This window comes from Streptomyces sp. NPDC090032 (genome assembly GCF_044748025.1).
Lineage (GTDB): Bacteria > Actinomycetota > Actinomycetes > Streptomycetales > Streptomycetaceae > Streptomyces.
The window spans coordinates 105,637-124,204 of record NZ_JBIVFF010000013.1 but is presented as its reverse complement, the minus strand read 5'-3'; the positions used below and the strand labels follow the sequence as shown (position 1 = coordinate 124,204).

Below are 18,568 nucleotides of genomic sequence, written 5' to 3'. Positions count from 1 at the left end.
ATGCCAGCTGCTACCGGCCGAAAGAGGAATGGGCGAGATGCCTGAGTTCGCGTACACCGATCTGCTCCCCCAGGGCGAGGACACCACCCCGTACCGACTGGTGACCACGGAGGGTGTCTCCACCGCCGAGGGGCCGGACGGCCGTACGTTCCTGAAGGTCGAGCCCGAGGCGCTGCGCAAGCTCGCCGAGGAGGCCATCCACGACATCCAGCACTACCTGCGCCCGGCCCACCTCGCGCAGCTGCGCCGCATCATCGACGACCCGGAGGCGTCGGGCAACGACAAGTTCGTCGCGCTCGACCTGCTGAAGAACGCGAACATCGCGGCGGCCGGCGTGCTCCCCATGTGCCAGGACACCGGCACCGCGATCGTCATGGGCAAGCGCGGGCAGAACGTGCTCACGGAGGGCGGCGACGAGGCGGCTCTCTCCCGCGGCATCTACGACGCGTACAAGAACCTGAACCTGCGCTACTCGCAGATGGCCCCGCTGAACATGTGGGACGAGAAGAACACCGGCTCGAACCTGCCGGCGCAGATCGAGCTGTACGCGACCGACGGCGGCGCCTACAAGTTCCTGATCATGGCCAAGGGCGGCGGCTCGGCCAACAAGTCCTTCCTCTACCAGGAGACGAAGGCGGTCCTCAACGAGGGCTCGATGATGAAGTTCCTGGAGGAGAAGATCCGTTCGCTCGGCACGGCGGCCTGCCCGCCGTACCACCTGGCGATCGTCGTCGGCGGCACGTCCGCCGAGTACGCGCTGAAGACCGCGAAGTACGCCTCCGCGCACTACCTGGACGAGATCCCCGCCGAGGGCTCCGAGCTCGGCCACGGCTTCCGTGACAAGGAGCTGGAGGAGAAGGTCTTCGAGCTGACGCAGAAGATCGGCATCGGCGCGCAGTTCGGCGGCAAGTACTTCTGCCACGACGTGCGCGTGGTTCGCCTGCCGCGGCACGGCGCGTCCTGCCCGGTCGCCATCGCCGTGTCCTGCTCGGCCGACCGCCAGGCCGTCGCGAAGATCACCGCCGAGGGCGTCTTCCTGGAGCAGCTGGAGACGGACCCGGCGCGCTTCCTGCCGGAGACGACCGACGAGCACCTCGAGTCGGACGGCGACGTCGTGAAGATCGACCTGAACCAGCCGATGGACGACATCCTCGCCGAACTCACCAAGTACCCCGTCAAGACCCGCCTCTCCCTGACCGGCCCCCTGGTCGTGGCGCGCGACATCGCGCACGCCAAGATCAAGGAGCGCCTGGACGCGGGCGAGGAGATGCCGCAGTACCTGAAGGACCACCCGGTGTACTACGCGGGCCCGGCGAAGACCCCGGAGGGTTACGCATCCGGTTCCTTCGGTCCGACGACGGCCGGCCGCATGGACTCCTACGTGGAGCAGTTCCAGGCGGCGGGCGGCTCCAAGGTCATGCTGGCCAAGGGCAACCGCTCGCAGCAGGTCACCGACGCGTGCGACGCGCACGGCGGCTTCTACCTCGGCTCGATCGGCGGCCCGGCCGCCCGTCTCGCGCAGGACTGCATCAAGAAGGTCGAGGTCGTCGAGTACGAGGAGCTCGGCATGGAGGCGGTCTGGAAGATCGAGGTCGAGGACTTCCCGGCGTTCGTCGTCGTGGACGACAAGGGCAACGACTTCTTCAAGGAGCCGGCCCCGTCCCCGACGTTCACGAGCATCCCGGTGCGCGGCCCCGGCCTCGCGTAACACCTGACGCGCGACAGTTCGCGTAACACCTCACCCACGACAGAAGGGCCGCCCCCGCCGAGTCACGGCGGAGGGCGGCCCTTCTTCGGTTCCGCCGTGGCTAGGCGAAGCGCTGGCCCGCCGAGCCGTCGCAGTTCTGCAGCCGCACGTTGTCCTTCGCCGAGGCGAGGGTCAGGCACAGGCCCGTCGAGGCGGCCGGGCGCAGGGTGTCGCCCTGGCGGACGAACTGCTGGTTGGTGCCGCCGTGGCAGTTCCACAGGACGAGGGCCGTGCCCGCCTTGTAGGCGCTGTCGGGGACGTCCACGCAGCGGTCCTGGGTGAGTTCGGTGTGCAGGGACCGGCCGGTGGTGTCGTACCACCAGCCCTGGTTCCGGGCTCCCGAGCAGTCCCAGCCGATGACGGCCGTGTTGTTCGCGCTGCTCGCTCCCCGGGCGTCAGCGCACATGCCGGTGCCCGCGTTCTTCAGTGGCCGGTACGCGTCGTCCCAGCCGCCCTTGTAGAGCTTGGGGGTGCCGGTGCTGGCCGGATCGGCGCAACCTGCTTCCTGGTAGCCGGAGTTGTAGAGCTGGGTGAGACAGGAGGCGAAGGCGCCGTGGCCGCGCACGTTCGGGTGGAAGGACTGGCGCACGGAGTTGGAGTCGGGCGGGAACGGGTTGGAGATGTCCACGTAGAGGCCGCGGGCCCAGGTGTCCTCCATGCAGACCTCGTGGCCCTGGAAGAGGCGGGAGTTGTCGAGGTAGACCGCTCCGGACTCCTGGGCGGCCTTGCGCATGCCGCGTTCGAAGGCGGGGACGGCCGCGTTGCGGCCCCAGGCGGCGTCGGAGTCGTAGCCGAGGCAGCCGCCGGGGAGTTTGCCGGGGAAGCTGGGGTTGTCGTGGATGTCGGGGCCGATGGGGCTGGGGTAGCCCATGAGGACGAGCTTGTAGTCGCTGTCGGCGTAGCCCGCTCCGCGCATCACGGTCTTCAGGTCGGCGACGGTCGACTCGACCTTGGGCACGAGCCCGTCGACCCTGGCCTGCCAGCCGGGCGCGTACTTGGGCTCGCACGTGCCCTGGAGGGTGAGGTAGCGGGTCACGCAGTCGGTCATGACGGGGCCGAACTGGAGGTCGTCGTTGGCGCCCGCGACAAGCACGATCATCTTGATCTTCGTGTTGCGTGCCTTGACGGCGAGAGAGTCACTCTGCACCAGCTCGTCGGCGTACTGCTTGCTGCCGCCGATGCGGATGTTGCCGGTGTACGCGCCCGAGCAGGAGACGTTGTACGTCACGTCGGCCGGGATCCCGGAGCGGTGGATGGCGGAGTCCGGCGAGCGGTGGCACCAGTTGTCCGGGCCGTTCGTGCCGGGCTCGTACGTGCCGGTGCCCTCCCCGGAGATCTCGCTGTCCCCGAGCGAGATGAGGGCGGTCTTGCGGTCGGCGAGGGGCCGCTCGGCGGGACTCCCGTAGAGCTTGGTGGCCTCGGCGGCGCGGATCTGCTCCAGGTCGGGCGGGAGCGGGGTGGTGGCCGTGGCGGCGGGTGCCGCGGACGCGGTCGGCGCGGTCAGGCCGACGAGTGCGGCGGCCGTCGCCGCGACAACGGCGACGGCGCATCTGATGCTGGGTCTGGTGCGGTGCAGGACGTTCATGACGCCTCCCCGGTTTGGGTGTTACCCGAGGTATTTACTGGCGGGTAAGGGACTTGGGAATAGCCAGAACAAGACAAGTGCTCATGTTTTACGGAGGGATGACGATGACGACGGCAATGGATGACGGCGGCGGCGACAGCGGCCGGTACCGGATCGAGCACGACTCCATGGGCGAGGTGCGGGTGCCCGCGGACGCCAAATGGCGGGCCCAGACACAGCGGGCCGTGGAGAACTTCCCCATCTCGGGCCAGCGCCTGGAGCGTGCCCACATCGAGGCGCTCGCGCGCATCAAGGCGGCCGCGGCCCATGTGAACGCCGAGCTCGGCGTCGTGGACAAGGACATCGCGCAGGCCATCGCCGAGTCGGCGGGCGAGGTCGCCGACGGGCGCTGGGACGACCAGTTCCCCGTGGACGTCTTCCAGACCGGCTCCGGCACGTCGTCCAACATGAACACCAACGAGGTGCTCGCGACCCTCGCGACGGAGCGCCTCGGCCGCGACGTCCACCCGAACGACCATGTGAACGCGTCCCAGTCGTCGAACGACGTCTTCCCCTCGTCGATCCACATCGCGGCCACCGCCGCCGTCACCCATGAGCTGATCCCGGCGCTCGGCCATCTGCGGGCGGCCCTGGAGCGCAAGGCGGAGGAGTTCGCCGACGTCGTGAAGTCGGGGCGTACGCACCTCATGGACGCGACGCCGGTGACCCTCGGGCAGGAGTTCGGCGGATACGCGGCGCAGGTCGCGTACGCCATCGAGCGCCTTCAGGCCTCGCTGCCACGCCTGGCCGAACTGCCGCTCGGGGGAACGGCGGTGGGCACGGGGATCAACACGCCGCCCGGGTTCTCGGCCGCCGTCATCGCGGAGGTCGCGCGCACCACGGGCCTGCCGCTGACCGAGGCGCGCAACCACTTCGAGGCGCAGGGCGCGCGCGACGGCATCGTGGAGACGAGCGGGCAGCTGCGGACCATCGCCGTCGGCCTGACGAAGATCGCCAACGATCTGCGCTGGATGGCGTCGGGCCCCCGCACCGGACTGGCCGAGATCAACCTGCCGGATCTCCAGCCGGGCTCGTCGATCATGCCGGGCAAGGTGAATCCGGTCATTCCCGAGGCCGTGCTCATGGTCGCCGCCCAGGTCACGGGGAACGACGCGACGGTCGCCACCGCGGGCGCCGCCGGAAACTTCGAGCTCAACGTCATGCTGCCGGTCATCGCCAAGAACGTCCTGGAGTCGATCAGGCTGCTCACCAACGTCGCCCGCCTGCTCGCCGACCGGACCGTGGACGGCATCACCGCGAACCGCGAACGTGCCCGTGAGTACGCCGAGTCGTCACCGTCCGTCGTGACACCCCTGAACAAGTACATCGGCTACGAGGAGGCCGCGAGGGTGGCCAAGAAGTCGCTGGCCGAGAGGAAGACGATCCGCGAGGTCGTCATGGAGGGCGGCTACGTGGAGCGCGGCGACCTCACGGTCGGGCAGTTGGACGAGGCGCTCGATGTCCTGCGGATGACGCGCCCGTAACAGCATCCGGCGACTGACCGAATTCGTGACGCGCACCGCAGTGTCATGTGCCAGATGCACCTAATATCTGTCCATGACGGACCGGACGAGCATTCTGGCGGGTGAGACCGACGGCAGCGTGGGGCGCTGGGCGCCCGGCAGCCGGATTCTGTGGCGCTACAGGGCGAACGGCGGGGACGGCTTCCATATCTGCCGTCCCGTCACCGTCGTCGAGGACAGCGCCGAGCTGCTCGCCGTGTGGCTGGCACCCGGCACCGAATGCGTGAAACCGGTCCTGGCCGACGGCACACCGGTGCACGAGGAGCCGCTGGCCACCCGGTACACCAAGCCGCGCACCGTCCTGCGCGACCGGTGGTTCGGCACCGGCGTCCTGAAGCTGGCGCGCCCCGGCGAGCCCTGGTCGGTGTGGCTGTTCTGGGAGCCGGGCTGGCGGTTCAGGAACTGGTACGTGAACCTGGAGCAGCCGCGGGTGCGCTGGGCCGGCGGCGTGGACTCCGAGGACCACTTCCTCGACCTGTCGGTCTACGCGGACCGGACCTGGCGCTGGCTCGACGAGGACGAGTTCGCGCAGGCGCAGCTCGCGGGCCTGATGAGCGCGGCGCAGGCCGAATCCGTACGGAGAGCGGGGCGCGCCGCGGTCGAGGTGATCGAGGGCTGGGGGCACCCGTTCCCCGACGGCTGGCAGCACTGGCGGCCCGATCCGTCGTGGCCGGTTCCCGCCCTTCCAGGTGACTGGGACCGTACGCCCGCGCATGTGTCCTCATGAGACCCTTGATGCGCCCCCGTGGTTCAAACGTAGGATCGTCCTCCGCAAGTGCACGCAGGTACAACTCTTCGTGCTTGCAGCAGGTCTGACACGATGTCAACGAGGTCATCGAGGGGCGGCGGGACCGTGAGTCACGGCAGCGAGGATTACGAGACGTACGCGAGCGGCCGCCGGACCCCGGCGCCGGACCGTACGGGCCAGGCCGAGGCCTTCGACGCGATCGGTGCCCGCTACGACGACGCCTTCCCGCACAAGGAAGGCCAGTTGGCCGCGGGGGACGCACTGCTCGCGGGCCTCGCACCCGGCTCGCGCATACTCGACGTGGGCTGCGGCACGGGAGTTCCGACGAGCCGGCAACTGGCGGACGCGGGACACTCGGTGGTCGGCGTGGACCTGTCGGCCGGCATGCTGGAGCTCGCCCGCAAGAACGTCCCCGAGGCCGAGTTCCACCATCTGGACCTGGCATCACTGAGACCCGAACCGGGCCAGGAGCAGGGCGAGTTGGGCGAATTCGACGCCATCACCTGCTTCTTCACGCTGCTGATGCTGCCGCGCGCCGAGATCCCCGCGGCGCTGCGGCTGCTGCGCTCGATGCTGCGGCCCGGCGGGCTGCTCGCCCTGTCGATGGTCGAGGCCGATCTGGACGACGCCGAGATTCCGTTCCTGGGGCACACAATCCGGGTATCGGGATTTCTGCGGGACGAGCTGCGCCAGGTCGTACGCGACGCGGGACTGGAGATCACCGGCGAGCACACGTACGCGTACGCTCCGGCGAGCACCGACGCCCCACCCGAGCACCAGCTGTTCTTCAACTGCCGGCGCTCCGGAAAGTGAAGCGGCACGTCGTACGGCGCGCAGCCCAGGACGGACGGATTCGAAACGCGTGACGGAGCACCCGACCTCCCACGAGGGCCGCCGGCAGGCCGCCCGCCCCGCCGCCCCCGCGGACCCCCGCGGGGCCCTGAGGCGCGCCTCCGACGCGTTCCCCGCACAGGGGCGCCCCGGAGTGAACGCGTCCGCCGAGGACGCCGATGCCGCACGCCGGGGGCCCGCCTCGGGCGCCTCCGCGCAACGGGGCGCCGAGCCCGAACACTCCGGAGCCGCACCCGTACCGGAGCCCCCGCGCCGTGAGAGCGGCGCCGGTGGCGTGCCCGGACGGCGCAAGCCCGGTTCCGCCTCCGGGGCCGCCGACAGCGCGCCGGAGCATGCCCTGTCGGACGCCGGACCGGACGATCCCCACCGGCCCAGGCCCGTGCCCGACCGACGCAGCGGACAGCCGCGCCCGGCGGGGACGCCCGTCGCGATGCGGCGGGACGGGGACCGGCTGCGCTTCGTCGGGGCCGCGACCCGGCGGATCGCCCGCGGGATAGATCTCGACGAGATCGTCATGGGCCTGTGCCGCGCCTCCGTACCCACGTTCTCCGACGTGATCCTGGTGTATCTGCGGGACCCGCTGCCGGTCGGCGACGAGCGGCCCACCGGGCCCGTCGTGCTGCGGCTGCGCAGGACGGACCGGCTGCGCCTCATCGAGGAGGGCGCCGAGGACCCGGACACCGACGGCGGCGGTCTCCTGACGATGGCGGCCATCGCCGCCCAGGGCGACCCCGTCACCGCCGAGCTGTGCGAGGTGCGGACCGGCGGCGCGCTCGCCGAGGTGCTCAGGGGCGTACGGCCCGTGTTCGCGGACTCGCCGGCCGCCCTGGCCGCGCTGCCGGAGCTGCTCGGGGACGACCCGGACCTCGCCCTGCCCACCGGGCAGCGGGCGATCCTCGCGCCGCTGCGCGGGCGCCGCCGGGTCATCGGCGCGGCCGTGTTCCTGCGCCGCCCCGAGCGTCACCCGTTCGAGAACGACGACCTGCTGGTCGCGGGGCAGCTCGCCACGCACAGCGCGCTCGGCATCGACAAGGCCGTCCTGTACGGCCGCGAGGCGTACATCGCGGACGAGCTCCAGCGCACGATGCTGCCCGAGACGCTGCCGCGGCCCACGGGCGTGCGCCTCGCGTCCCGGTATCTGCCGGCCGCGGAGACCGCGCGCGTGGGCGGCGACTGGTACGACGCGATCCCGCTGCCGGGCAGCCGCGTCGCCCTCGTCGTGGGCGACGTCATGGGCCACTCCATGACGTCCGCCGCGATCATGGGCCAGCTGCGCACGACCGCGCAGACCCTCGCCGGCCTCGACCTGCCGCCGCAGGAGGTCCTGCACCACCTGGACGAGCAGGCCCAGCGCCTCGGCAGCGACCGCATGGCGACCTGCCTGTACGCCGTCTACGACCCGGTCTCGCACCGCATCACCATCGCCAACGCGGGCCACCCGCCGCCGGTCCTGCTGCATCTGGGCGGGCGCGCCGAGGTACTGCGTGTCCCGCCGGGGGCGCCGATCGGTGTCGGCGGGGTCGACTTCGAGGCGGTCGAGCTGGACGCACCGGCGGGCGCGACGCTCCTCCTGTACACGGACGGTCTGGTCGAGTCGCGGCTGCGGGACGTGTGGACCGGGATAGAGCAGCTGCGGGAGCGGCTCGCCGCGACGGCCCAGCTGACGGGCCCCGATCATCCGCCGCCGCTCGAGGCGCTGTGCGACGAGGTCCTCGACATGCTCGGTCCGGGCGACCGGGACGACGACATCGCGCTGCTCGCGGCCCGGTTCGACGGGATCGCGCCGAGCGACGTCGCGTACTGGCTGCTCGAACCCGAGGACGCGGCGCCGGGCCGGGCCCGCCGCCTGGCGCGCAGCGCGCTCGCCCGCTGGGGCCTCGAGGAGCTGACCGACTCGGTGGAGCTGCTCGTCAGCGAGGTCGTGACGAACGCCGTGCGGTACGCGTCCCGGCCCGTCACGCTGCGCCTGCTGCGGACCGACGTGCTGCGCTGCGAGGTCGGCGACGACGTGCCGCAGCTGCCGCGGCTGCGGCAGGCGCGCGCCACCGACGAGGGCGGGCGCGGCCTGTTTCTGGTCAACAGGCTGGCGCGGCGCTGGGGTGCGACGCGGCTGAGCACCGGCAAGGTCGTGTGGTTCGAGGTGCCGCACGGGAACGGCGCGGGATCGCCCGCCTGAACCTGTCCCTACGCGAGTGGGGCCCGGCCCCGACGGGTGCGGGGCCCCACGCGGGCGGGCCAGTGAGCCGGGCAGGCCGCGGGGGGCGGTGGGGCTGCCCGCGTCGCCGGGGGTGTGCCGGGTCCGCCGGGCCCCGGGGGGGGAGCGCCCGCTTCACCCCGGCCCCGGGCGGGGGGGCCCGCAACCTTCGGGTGCCGCCCCCACTCGCGTGCGTCACTGTCAGCCGGTCAGGCCGCGTGGTCCGTTGCTGCTGCCCGAGTCGCCGGGGTTCTCCGGGATCCCGAAGGTCGGCGACGACGGGTCCGTCGGAGGCGTGACGCCGCCTGACGGCTCGTCGGTCGGCGGGGTGGACTCGGGGGTCGACTCCGGGGCGCTCGGGGTCTCCTCGGGGGTGGACTCGGGAGCGCTCGGCGTGTTCTCCGGGGTGGACTCGGGGGCGCTCGGGGTGTCCTGCGGGGTGGACGGCACCTCGACGGCCGCGCCCATGTCCGTGTCGAGGTCGAACTCGGCGGTGGGGCTGGTCGAGTTGAAGGTGTACTGGGCCCAGATGCGGGCCGGGAAGCTGCCGCCATCGACGCGGGGCAGACCGCCGGCGCCCTTCATCGGCACCTGGTTGCCCGCCTCCGCGGTCTTCAGCGCGCCCTCGCCGAACAGGCCCACCGAGGTGACCAGATCCGGCGTGTAGCCGGTGAACCAGGCCGACTTGTTGTCGTCGGAGGTACCGGTCTTACCCGCCACCTGCTGGCCGTCGCGGGCCGGGTTGTCACGCACCGAGGTCTTCGCCGTACCGTCGTCGACCACGCCGGTCAGGACCGAGGTGATCGAGTCCGCGGCGCCGCGGCTGATCACCTGGTTGCCGATCGCGTCCGGCAGCGGGACGTCCGCGCCCTGCTTGGACACGGACTTCACGATCTGCGGAGTGACCTGCTTGCCGTGGTTGTCGAGCGTCGCGTAGACACCGGCCATCTCCATCGGGCTCGCGCCCATGGTGCCCAGGGTCTGCGCCGGGAACGGCTTGAGGTCGGCGTCGTCCATGCCGAGCTTCTTGGCCGTCGCCATGACCTGGTCCATGCCGACGTCGACGCCCATCTGCGCGAAGACGGAGTTGATGGACTTGTTCATGGCGGTCTGCACGGTGACCGGGCCGTAGCTGTGGTCGTCCTCGTTCGGCGGCGCGAAGCCGACCTTCTTGCCGTCGCTGACGACCTGCCGCTTGTTGGTGCCGTCGTAGATCGTGCTCGCCTTGATCGACTGCCCGGTCTGCGTCGTGGCGTTGTTCTCCAGGGCGGCCGCGAGGATCAGCGGCTTGAAGGTGGAGGCCGGCTGGTAGTCGGTGCGGGTCGCGTTGTTGACGTAGTGCTCGCTGAGCCCTGCACCGCCGTACAGCGCGAGGACCTTGCCGGTCTTCGGGTCGACCGAGGCGGCACCTGCCTGCACCCGGGAGTCGGCCTTCTTGGTCTTCGGGTCCAGGTTGTCGGTCAGCTGCTGCCTGACCGACTTCTCCAGCTGCTTCTGCTTCTTGCGGTCGATGTTGAGGGTGACCGTGTAGCCGCCCGCGTCGAACTGCGCCTCGGTGAGGTTCAGGTCCTTCATCACCTCGGCCTTGGCGGCGGTGTAGAGGTAGCCCTCCTGGCCCTCGAGCCCGGCGGCGGCCTTCGGCGCCTTCGGCTTGGGGAACGTCATGCCCTCGCGCTCGCTCGCGCTCAGCCAGTGCATGTCGACCATGTTGTCCAGGACGTAGTTCCAGCGCTCCACGGCGAGCTTCTTGCCGGTGTCCGAGGCGATGCCCCAGTCGTACTGGTTCGGAGCCTGGAGGAGCGCCGCGAGATACGCGCCCTGCTCCACCGTCAGCTTCTTGGCGTCGACGTGGTAGTAGGCCTGGGCTGCCGCCTGGATGCCCCACGAACTGCGGCCGTAGAAGCTGGTGTTGATGTAGCCCGCGAGGATGTCGTCCTTGGACTTCTTGCGGTCCACCTTCAGCGAGATGACCAGTTCCTTCAGCTTGCGGGAGACGGTCTGGTCCTGCGTGAGGTAGTAGTTCTTCACGTACTGCTGGGTGATCGTCGAACCACCCTGCTTGCCCTTGCCGGTGAGCGTGTTGACGACACCGCGGGCGGTGCCCTTCAGGTCGACGCCCTTGTCCTTGTAGAACGTCTTGTTCTCAGCGGCGACGAACGTGTGCTGCACGCCCGTGGGCACCTCGGAGAGACCGACGATCTCGCGGTTGACCTGGCCGACACGGGCCATGGTCGCGCCGTCGCTGTACTTGTAGACGTTGCTCTGCCGCATCGCGTCCGGGTTGCCCTCGGGGACGTCGATCACCATGTACAGCACGATGAACGCGCCCATGCCGAGCAGGCACAGGCCGAGGAACGTGCCGAGGATCTTCTTCCAGGTGAAGAAGCGGCGTATACCCGTCCGCCGGGTGGACGAGCCCCCGCGCGCCGCCCGGCGCGCGCCGCCGCGCTGCCGTGCTCGTCTCGCTTCCGCTCGACCCATGGCTCCCGTTACTCCGCTTCTAGTCGCTGGCGCGTCCGCGCGCCCACTGCGCACTTCACGCTCATCAGTGCTGAATCAGCTCATGAAACTAACACCGCACCTAAGGGCAAAAGGCTGTCGATCCGGGCATTTCCGGACGTGACAATCAGCACCCAAGCCCATGAGAACCGACGATCGGGAGGTGCAGATGGTTGCCGCATCGGATAAAGTGATATCACTTTGCTAGATCTGGTTCGCGAGAACCGCCAGCTCACAGGAACGGGGACCCTTATGTCCGAGACGGACACCACATCCGACGTACCCGAGATGCCCGAGCCCCGCGTCAAGGAGGTCGTCGCCCACAGCATCGGCGGCGGACTCGCCCTGCTGCTCGGCCTGCTCGGCCTCTTCGCGGGCGTCGCGCTCATCGCGACCGGCGCGACGCTGTCGTCGGCGGGCGCGAAGGCGGGGCTGATCGTGCTCGGCGTAGTGGTCGCGATAGCCGCGTTCTTCGCGATGTGCGGGCTGAACATGGTGGCGCCGGGCGAGGCCCGCGTCGTCCAGCTCTTCGGCCGCTACCGGGGCACGATCCGCGAGGACGGCCTGCGGTGGGTGAACCCGCTGACGTCCCGCACCAAGATCTCGACCCGCGTACGCAACCACGAGACGGCCGTCCTCAAGGTCAACGACGCCTACGGCAACCCGATCGAACTGGCCGCCGTCGTCGTGTGGCGCGTCGAGGACACGGCGCAGGCCACCTTCGAGGTCGACAACTTCCTGGAGTTCGTCGCCACACAGACCGAGGCCGCTGTGCGGCACATCGCCATCGAGTACCCCTACGACGCCCACGACGAGGCCGGCCTCTCGCTGCGCGGCAACGCCGAGGAGATCACCGAGAAGCTCGCCGTCGAGCTCCACGCGCGCGTGGAGACCGCGGGCGTTCAGATCATCGAGTCCCGGTTCACGCATCTCGCGTACGCCCCCGAGATCGCCTCGGCCATGCTCCAGCGCCAGCAGGCGGGCGCCGTCGTCGCGGCGCGGCGGCTCATCGTGGACGGCGCGGTCGGCATGGTCGAGGACGCGCTCGCCCGGATCACGGAGCAGGACTTCGTGGCGCTCGACGAGGAGCGCAAGGCCGCCATGGTCAGCAATCTGCTGGTGGTCCTGTGCGGCGACCGTGCCGCCCAGCCGGTCGTGAACACGGGAACGCTCTACCAGTGACCCCCTCGAACGAGGCGCACGAGGAGCCCCCCGAGGGCCCCGCACGCCGGTCGCGGCCGCAGCGCAAGCAGGTACTGCTGCGGCTCGACCCGCTCGTGTACGACGCGCTCGCGCGCTGGGCCGGGGACGACCTGCGCTCGGCGAACGCGCAGATCGAGTTCCTGCTGCGGCGCGCTCTCGCGGAGGCCGGGCGGCTGCCCGGCTCGACGGGGCCGCTGCCGCGGCGGGGGCGGCCGCCCAAGGGATCACAGGGCGACGAGGCGGAGTGAACGGTCCGGGGCACGCACCCCGGACCGTTTCGCGTCCCCCGAGCTTTTCCCGAAGACCTCCGGGAATCCCTGGAATCCCTCCCCTGCCACGCTATACACACCATGTATACCCACTATGTATAGTGACCGCCATGTCCATCGGTCACACCCTTCTGGGACTTCTCGAGGCCGGGCCACGACACGGCTACGACCTCAAGCGCACCTTCGACGCCACCTTCGGGCACGACAAGCCGCTGCACTACGGGCAGGTCTACTCGACCATGTCCCGGCTCCTGAAGAACGGCCTGGTCGAGGTCGACGGGATCGAGACCGGCGGCGGCCCGGAACGCAAGCGCTACGCCATCACCGACGCCGGCATCACCGATGTCCAGCGCTGGCTCGCCACCCCCGAGCCGCCGGAGCCGTACCTCCAGTCCGTCCTCTACACCAAGGTCGTCCTGGCTCTGCTCACCGAGCGCGACGCCGCCACACTCCTTGACGTCCAGCGCGCCGAGCACCTGCGCATGATGCGCATCCTCACCGACCGCAAGCGCAAGGGCGACCTCGCCGACCAGCTGATCTGCGACCACGCCCTCTTCCACCTCGAAGCCGACCTGCGCTGGCTGGAGCTCGCCGCCGCACGCCTCGACAAGCTCGCCACGGAGGTACGCCCCTCATGACTCCCGCCGGATCCCTGCTCACCGCCCACGACCTGCACAAGGCGTACGGGCCGACGCCAGCCCTGGACGGCGCCTCCTTCGCCATCCACCCGGGCGAGATCGTCGCCGTCATGGGCCCCTCCGGGTCGGGCAAGTCGACCCTGCTGCACTGCCTGGCCGGGATCGTCACCCCGGACGCGGGCACCATCACGTACGACGGACGCGACCTGACCGCGATGTCCGACGCCGAGCGCAGCGCACTGCGCCGCTCCGAGTTCGGCTTCGTCTTCCAATTCGGCCAGCTGGTACCGGAATTGACCTGCGCCGAGAACGTGGCGCTGCCGCTGCGGCTCACCGGCGTCCGACGCAGGGAGGCCGAGCGCCGGGCCGCCGCGTGGCTGCAGCGCCTGGAGGTCGACGACCTCGCGGACAAACGGCCCGGCGAGATATCCGGCGGCCAGGGCCAACGGGTCGCCGTGGCACGGTCGTTGGTGACCAGCCCGCGCGTCCTTTTCGCCGACGAGCCGACCGGCGCCCTCGACTCCCTCAACGGAGAGCGCGTCATGGAACTGCTCACCGAAGCGGCCCGCGGCACGAACGCCGCCGTCGTCCTGGTCACGCACGAGACCCGGGTCGCGGCCTACTCGGACCGCGAGATCGTCGTGCGCGACGGCAAGTCACGGGACATGGAGTTCGTCCGATGACGCTGGTGGACCACCGCGCCGACCGCGACCGCGGCACACCGGCGGCCGCCCTCTCCCCCGCCGGCCCGTCGAGCTGGCTGCGCGACCTCGGCCTCGGTATCCGGTTCGCCTCGTCCGGCGGCCGTGAGGGCTGGATCCGTACGCTGCTGACCGCGGTCGGCGTCGGCCTCGGCGTGGCCCTGCTGCTGGGCGCGGCGTCCGTGCCGACGTTCCTGCACGAGCGCGATGTGCGCGGCGAGAACCGCCAGTTGGGCGTCGGCAAGACCGGCAAGCTCAAGCCCGGCGACCGGACGATGCTCACCGCCGACGCCTCCTCCGGCTACCGGGACAACACGATCGGCGGCTATCTGCTGCGGCCCGAGGGCGCGCATCCGCCGCTGCCGCCCGGCGTCGACAAGCTGCCGGGGCCCGGCGAGATGGTCCTCTCGCCCGCCCTGAAGAAGCTGCTCGACTCCCCCGAGGGCAAGCTCCTCAAGGAGCGCTACGCCTACCGGACCGTGGGCACGATCCACGACGCGGGCCTGACCGATCCGTTCGAGCTGTTCCTGTACGTCGGCAGCGACCGGCTCAGTGCCGACCGCGGCGCGAACCGTATCGACCACTTCGGCATGATGTACCCGAGCCAACCGCTCGACCCGGTCCTCATCGTGCTCATCGTGCTGGCCTGCGTCGTGCTCCTCGTCCCGGTCGCCATCTTCATCGCGACGGCCGTGCGGTTCGGCGGCGAGCGGCGCGACCGGCGCCTGGCCGCGCTGCGCCTGGTCGGCGCGGATGTGCGGATGACGCGACGGATGGCGGCGGGCGAGGCACTGTTCGGCACGCTGATCGGCCTGGCGTTCGGCGTGGTCTTCTTCCTGGCCGCGAGGCAGTTGCTCGGCGTCGTGGAGGTCTGGCGGCTCTCGGCGTTCCCGGCGGATGTCACACCGGAACCCGCCCTGGCCGTACTGATCATGCTGGCGGTGCCGCTGGCCGCTGTCGCCGTCACGGTTTTCGCGCTGCGCTCCGTCGTGATCGAACCGCTGGGCGTCGTCCGCAGCGGCCGATCCCGGGGCCGGCGCCTGTGGTGGCGGATCCCGGTGCCGGTCCTCGGCGCGCTGCTGCTGCTCACGTCGGGTTCCGCCGACGCGGTGGGCACGCGGGGCGTCGTACAGATCTCGGCCGGGATCGCGTTCACCCTGCTCGGCCTGGTCCTGGTGCTGCCGTGGCTGGTGGAGGCCACCGTCCGCCGGCTACGGGGCGGCCCGGTGCCCTGGCAACTGGCCGTACGCAGGCTCCAGTTGAACAGCAGCGGCGCCAGTCGCGCGGTCGCCGGGATCACCATCGCGGTCGCGGGCGGCATCGCCCTGCAGATGTTCACGGCCGGCATCAACGACGACTTCACCAAGGCGACGGGCGAGGACCCGTCACGTGCCCAGGTCGGCGTGAACGCCAACTTCGCCAGCGGGGACCTGGCGAAGCAGATGGTCCGGGAGTTCGGTACGACCAAGGGCGTCCGGTCGGTGTACGGCACCGTGGACACCTGGGCGAACCCGGTGGGCGCGAAGCCGGACGCCCAGGGCGTGATGCGCACCGTCACGCTCTCCGTCGGATCCTGCTCCTCGTTGCGCGAGCTGGCCAAGCTCCCCTCCTGCAGGGACGGCGACGTCTTCCGTGTCACCGGGTCCGAATATCCCGAGGCCGACGAACAGTTGGACAAGGACGCCAGGCCCGGCGCCCGGCTCGCCATCGGCGACTCCCGGACCATGCGGTGGACGCTGCCCGAGGACGCGCGCACGGTGGCGGCCCGGCGCGACCCGGCCGGCAACACCTACGGCGGGATCCTCGCCACACCGCGCGCCTTCGACGTAACCCATCTGGAGAGGGCCTCGACGAACGCCCAGATCCAGATCGACGGCTCGGTGCCGGACGCCGTCGAGTACACGCGCAACACGGCGTTCCGGATCGACCCGGCGATGCACGTGTGGAACTACAGCTCGACGAGCCGCGACAAGGAGTACGCGGCCATCCGCAAGGGCCTGTTCACGGCGGCGGCGCTCACCATGGCGCTGATCGCGGCCGCCATGCTGGTCTCGCAGATCGAGCAGCTCCGTGACCGCCGACGCCTGTTGTCGATCCTCGTCGCCTACGGCACGCGCCGTGCCACGCTCGCCTGGTCGGTGCTGTGGCAGACGGCGATCCCGGTCGCCCTCGGTCTGTCCCTCGCGATCGCGGGCGGTCTCGGCCTCGGCTGGCTGATGCTGCGCATGGTCGGCAAGCCGGTCACCGACTGGCTGCTGTTCCTGCCCCTGGCGGGCGTGGGCGCGGTGGCGATCGCGTCGGTGACCCTGCTGAGCATGCCGCCGCTGTGGCGGCTGATGCGGGCGGGCGGTCTGCGGACGGAGTAGGAATCAGCCCTGCGTGACGCGAACGGGCAGTCCCTGCAGGGCGGTTCGCAGGGCGGCGGCCAGCTCCTCGTACTCCGTGGAGCGGGCCGCCCCCGCCCGCATCGCGAGCGCCACCCGCCGCGTGGGCGCCGGCTCGGCGAAGTACCCGGTGAGCAGCTGACTGCTGCGGCTGGTCTCGACGGCGACGGCGGTCCGCGGCAGGAGCGTCACGCCGAGCCCGCCCGCGACGAGTTGCACCAGCGTGGAGAGCCCGGCGGCGGTCGTGGTCACAGGCACGTCGTCACGGCCGGCCTCCCGGCAGATGTCCAACGCCTGGTCCCGCAGGCAGTGCCCCTCGTCGAGCAGCAGCAGATTCAGCTCGCGCAGCGCCTGCCGCGGAATCCCCTCCCGCCCGCCGAGCCAGTGGTCCAGCGGCGTGACGAGTACGAAGTCCTCGTCGAACAGGGGGAGTTCGACGACCCCGGGCACCCCGAGCGGCACGGCGAGCAGCAGCAGGTCGAGCCGCCCGGCCCCGAGCCCCTCGATCAGCGACGACGTCTGCTCCTCGTGCACCTGGAGATCGAGATCCGGGTACTTCTCGTGTACGAGCCTCAGCACGGTCGGCAGCAGATAGGGCGCCACCGTCGGGATCACCCCGAGGCGGAGCGCTCCCGTGAACGGCGCCCGTGCCGCCTCGGCCTCCTCCATCAGCGCGCCCACCTCGTCGAGCACGGCCTTCGCGCGCACCGCGAGCCGCTCGCCCTCGGGCGAGAGCAGCACCTTGCGCGTCGTGCGTTCGAGGAGGGTCACGCCGAGGGACTCCTCCAGGGCGGACACGGCGCCGGAGAGCGCGGGCTGGCTCATCCCGATCGCGGCGGCCGCGTCCCGGAAGTGCAGATGCTCGGCGACGGCGGCGAAGGCCCGCAGCTGCGCGAGGCTCGGCTGCCGCCGCTTGGTGCTGGCCACGGTCACTCCCCTTACCTACGGCTACTGATAGCCGGGTCCGATCAACACAACCGAGTCTAGCTATTTCCATAATCAATGCACCCTGTGCCACGATCGGGCCCAGTCCAACCCCCTTGGAAAGCCCTCAAAAGGGGCCCCTCCATGCTGCAAGGAGTAGTGCGTGCTCACTGTCGGTGACAAGTTCCCCCAGTTCGACCTGACTGCCTGTGTCTCCCTGGAGAAGGGCAAGGAGTTCGAGCAGATCGACCACAAGACCTACGAGGGCAAGTGGAAGATCGTCTTCGCGTGGCCCAAGGACTTCACCTTCGTGTGCCCGACCGAGATCGCCGCGTTCGGCAAGCTGAACGACGAGTTCGCCGACCGTGACGCCCAGATCCTCGGCTTCTCCGGCGACTCCGAGTTCGTGCACCACGCCTGGCGCAAGGACCACCCGGACCTGACCGACCTGCCCTTCCCGATGCTCGCCGACTCGAAGCACGAGCTCATGCGCGACCTCGGCATCGAGGGCGAGGACGGCTTCGCGCAGCGCGCCGTCTTCATCGTCGACCAGAACAACGAGATCCAGTTCACGATGGTGACCGCCGGTTCCGTGGGCCGTAACCCCAAGGAGGTCCTGCGGGTCCTCGACGCCCTGCAGACCGACGAGCTGTGCCCGTGCAACTGGACCAAGGGCGAGAACACCCTCGACCCGGTCGCGCTCCTGTCGGGCGAGTGATCTGACATGGCTCTCGACGAACTGAAGTCCGCCGTCCCGGACTACGCCAAGGACCTGCGCCTGAACCTCGGCTCGGTCATCGGCAACTCGGACCTGCCGCAGCAGCAGCTGTGGGGCACCGTGCTCGCCTGCGCGATCGCGTCCCGCTCCCCGCGCGTCCTGCGCGAGCTGGAGCCCGAGGCGAAGGCGAACCTGTCGCCGGAGGCGTACACCGCCGCCAAGGCGGCCGCCGCCGTCATGGCGATGAACAACGTCTTCTACCGCACGCGCCACCTGCTCTCCGACCCGGAGTACGGGACGCTGCGCGCCGGCCTGCGGATGAACGTCATCGGCAACCCGGGCGTCGAGAAGGTCGACTTCGAGCTGTGGTCCCTCGCGGTCTCCGCGATCAACGGCTGCGGCCAGTGCCTCGACTCGCACGAGCAGGTGCTGCGCAAGGCGGGCGTCGACCGCGAGACGATCCAGGAGGCCTTCAAGATCGCCGCGGTGATCCAGGCCGTGGGCGTCACGCTGGACTCCGAGGACGTCCTGTCCTGACGGACGG

15 protein-coding genes are annotated in these 18,568 nt (G+C 70.5%); 12 read left to right on the top strand and 3 right to left on the bottom strand.

All coding sequences use genetic code 11. From position 1 onward, the window contains the following. Positions 1 to 37: 37 nt before the first annotated feature. The gene (locus tag ACIPWY_RS29945; RefSeq protein ID WP_362903583.1) at positions 38 to 1,708 is read left to right on the top strand and encodes a fumarate hydratase; all 1,671 of its coding nucleotides are present in this window, start codon (positions 38 to 40) and stop codon (positions 1,706 to 1,708) included. Between the two features lie 100 nt (positions 1,709 to 1,808). Here the strand turns inward: ACIPWY_RS29945 and ACIPWY_RS29940 are convergent, their stop codons facing one another. Next, entirely contained in the window at positions 1,809 to 3,332 is a 1,524-nt protein-coding gene (locus tag ACIPWY_RS29940; protein ID WP_401535792.1) for a ricin-type beta-trefoil lectin domain protein, read from the bottom strand. Between the two features lie 104 nt (positions 3,333 to 3,436). Between ACIPWY_RS29940 and ACIPWY_RS29935 the strand changes: the two genes are divergently transcribed. The 4 genes from ACIPWY_RS29935 to ACIPWY_RS29920 all read left to right on the top strand — a co-directional run bounded on the left by ACIPWY_RS29935 (position 3,437) and on the right by ACIPWY_RS29920 (position 8,670). Then, positions 3,437 to 4,855 carry a class II fumarate hydratase gene (locus tag ACIPWY_RS29935; protein ID WP_401535790.1) on the top strand — a complete coding sequence of 473 codons (1,419 nt, stop codon included), beginning with the start codon at positions 3,437 to 3,439 and terminating at the stop codon, positions 4,853 to 4,855. Positions 4,856 to 4,928: 73 nt separating this feature from the next. Beyond that, complete coding sequence (locus tag ACIPWY_RS29930; protein WP_362903581.1) at positions 4,929 to 5,621, top strand: DUF402 domain-containing protein; 693 nt, start codon at positions 4,929 to 4,931, stop codon at positions 5,619 to 5,621. A 93-nt stretch (positions 5,622 to 5,714) separates the two neighbouring features. Then, complete coding sequence (locus tag ACIPWY_RS29925; protein WP_393703724.1) at positions 5,715 to 6,455, top strand: class I SAM-dependent DNA methyltransferase; 741 nt, start codon at positions 5,715 to 5,717, stop codon at positions 6,453 to 6,455. Between the two features lie 49 nt (positions 6,456 to 6,504). Continuing rightward, the gene (locus ACIPWY_RS29920; protein WP_362903577.1) at positions 6,505 to 8,670 is read left to right on the top strand and encodes a SpoIIE family protein phosphatase; all 2,166 of its coding nucleotides are present in this window, start codon (positions 6,505 to 6,507) and stop codon (positions 8,668 to 8,670) included. A 219-nt stretch (positions 8,671 to 8,889) separates the two neighbouring features. On the opposite strand, the gene ACIPWY_RS29915 is transcribed toward ACIPWY_RS29920, so the two are convergent. Then, positions 8,890 to 11,169: a transglycosylase domain-containing protein gene (locus ACIPWY_RS29915; RefSeq protein ID WP_362903576.1), complete on the bottom strand. Its 2,280-nt coding sequence runs from the start codon at positions 11,167 to 11,169 to the stop codon at positions 8,890 to 8,892. A gap of 270 nt (positions 11,170 to 11,439) precedes the next feature. Between ACIPWY_RS29915 and ACIPWY_RS29910 the strand changes: the two genes are divergently transcribed. The 5 genes from ACIPWY_RS29910 (at position 11,440) to ACIPWY_RS29890 (ending at position 16,364) form a co-directional block, all read left to right on the top strand. Then, positions 11,440 to 12,369: an SPFH domain-containing protein gene (locus ACIPWY_RS29910; RefSeq protein WP_362903574.1), complete on the top strand. Its 930-nt coding sequence runs from the start codon at positions 11,440 to 11,442 to the stop codon at positions 12,367 to 12,369. Next, on the top strand, positions 12,366 to 12,638 hold the full coding sequence (locus tag ACIPWY_RS29905; protein ID WP_362903572.1) for a hypothetical protein: 273 nt from the start codon (positions 12,366 to 12,368) through the stop codon (positions 12,636 to 12,638). The genes ACIPWY_RS29910 and ACIPWY_RS29905 overlap by 4 nt, the downstream gene beginning before the upstream one ends. Before the next feature lie 131 nt (positions 12,639 to 12,769). Further along, positions 12,770 to 13,297: a PadR family transcriptional regulator gene (locus ACIPWY_RS29900; protein WP_383886733.1), complete on the top strand. Its 528-nt coding sequence runs from the start codon at positions 12,770 to 12,772 to the stop codon at positions 13,295 to 13,297. Next, positions 13,294 to 13,980 (top strand): ABC transporter ATP-binding protein, encoded by a 687-nt coding sequence (locus ACIPWY_RS29895; protein ID WP_362903568.1) that lies wholly within the window; start codon positions 13,294 to 13,296, stop codon positions 13,978 to 13,980. Before ACIPWY_RS29900 ends, ACIPWY_RS29895 begins: the two co-directional genes overlap by 4 nt. Next, the gene (locus ACIPWY_RS29890) at positions 13,977 to 16,364 is read left to right on the top strand and encodes an FtsX-like permease family protein (RefSeq protein ID WP_401535786.1); all 2,388 of its coding nucleotides are present in this window, start codon (positions 13,977 to 13,979) and stop codon (positions 16,362 to 16,364) included. The genes ACIPWY_RS29895 and ACIPWY_RS29890 overlap by 4 nt, the downstream gene beginning before the upstream one ends. 3 nt (positions 16,365 to 16,367) lie before the next feature. On the opposite strand, the gene ACIPWY_RS29885 is transcribed toward ACIPWY_RS29890, so the two are convergent. Beyond that, positions 16,368 to 17,315 carry a LysR substrate-binding domain-containing protein gene (locus ACIPWY_RS29885; RefSeq protein WP_362903564.1) on the bottom strand — a complete coding sequence of 316 codons (948 nt, stop codon included), beginning with the start codon at positions 17,313 to 17,315 and terminating at the stop codon, positions 16,368 to 16,370. Positions 17,316 to 17,469: 154 nt separating this feature from the next. Here ACIPWY_RS29885 and ACIPWY_RS29880 point away from each other — a divergent pair, with 154 nt between their 5' ends. After that, positions 17,470 to 18,024: a peroxiredoxin gene (locus ACIPWY_RS29880; RefSeq protein WP_100598182.1), complete on the top strand. Its 555-nt coding sequence runs from the start codon at positions 17,470 to 17,472 to the stop codon at positions 18,022 to 18,024. Between the two features lie 6 nt (positions 18,025 to 18,030). After that, a complete protein-coding gene (locus ACIPWY_RS29875; protein ID WP_362903562.1) occupies positions 18,031 to 18,561 on the top strand; it encodes an alkyl hydroperoxide reductase in 531 nt (176 codons plus the stop codon). Positions 18,562 to 18,568: the final 7 nt, after the last annotated feature.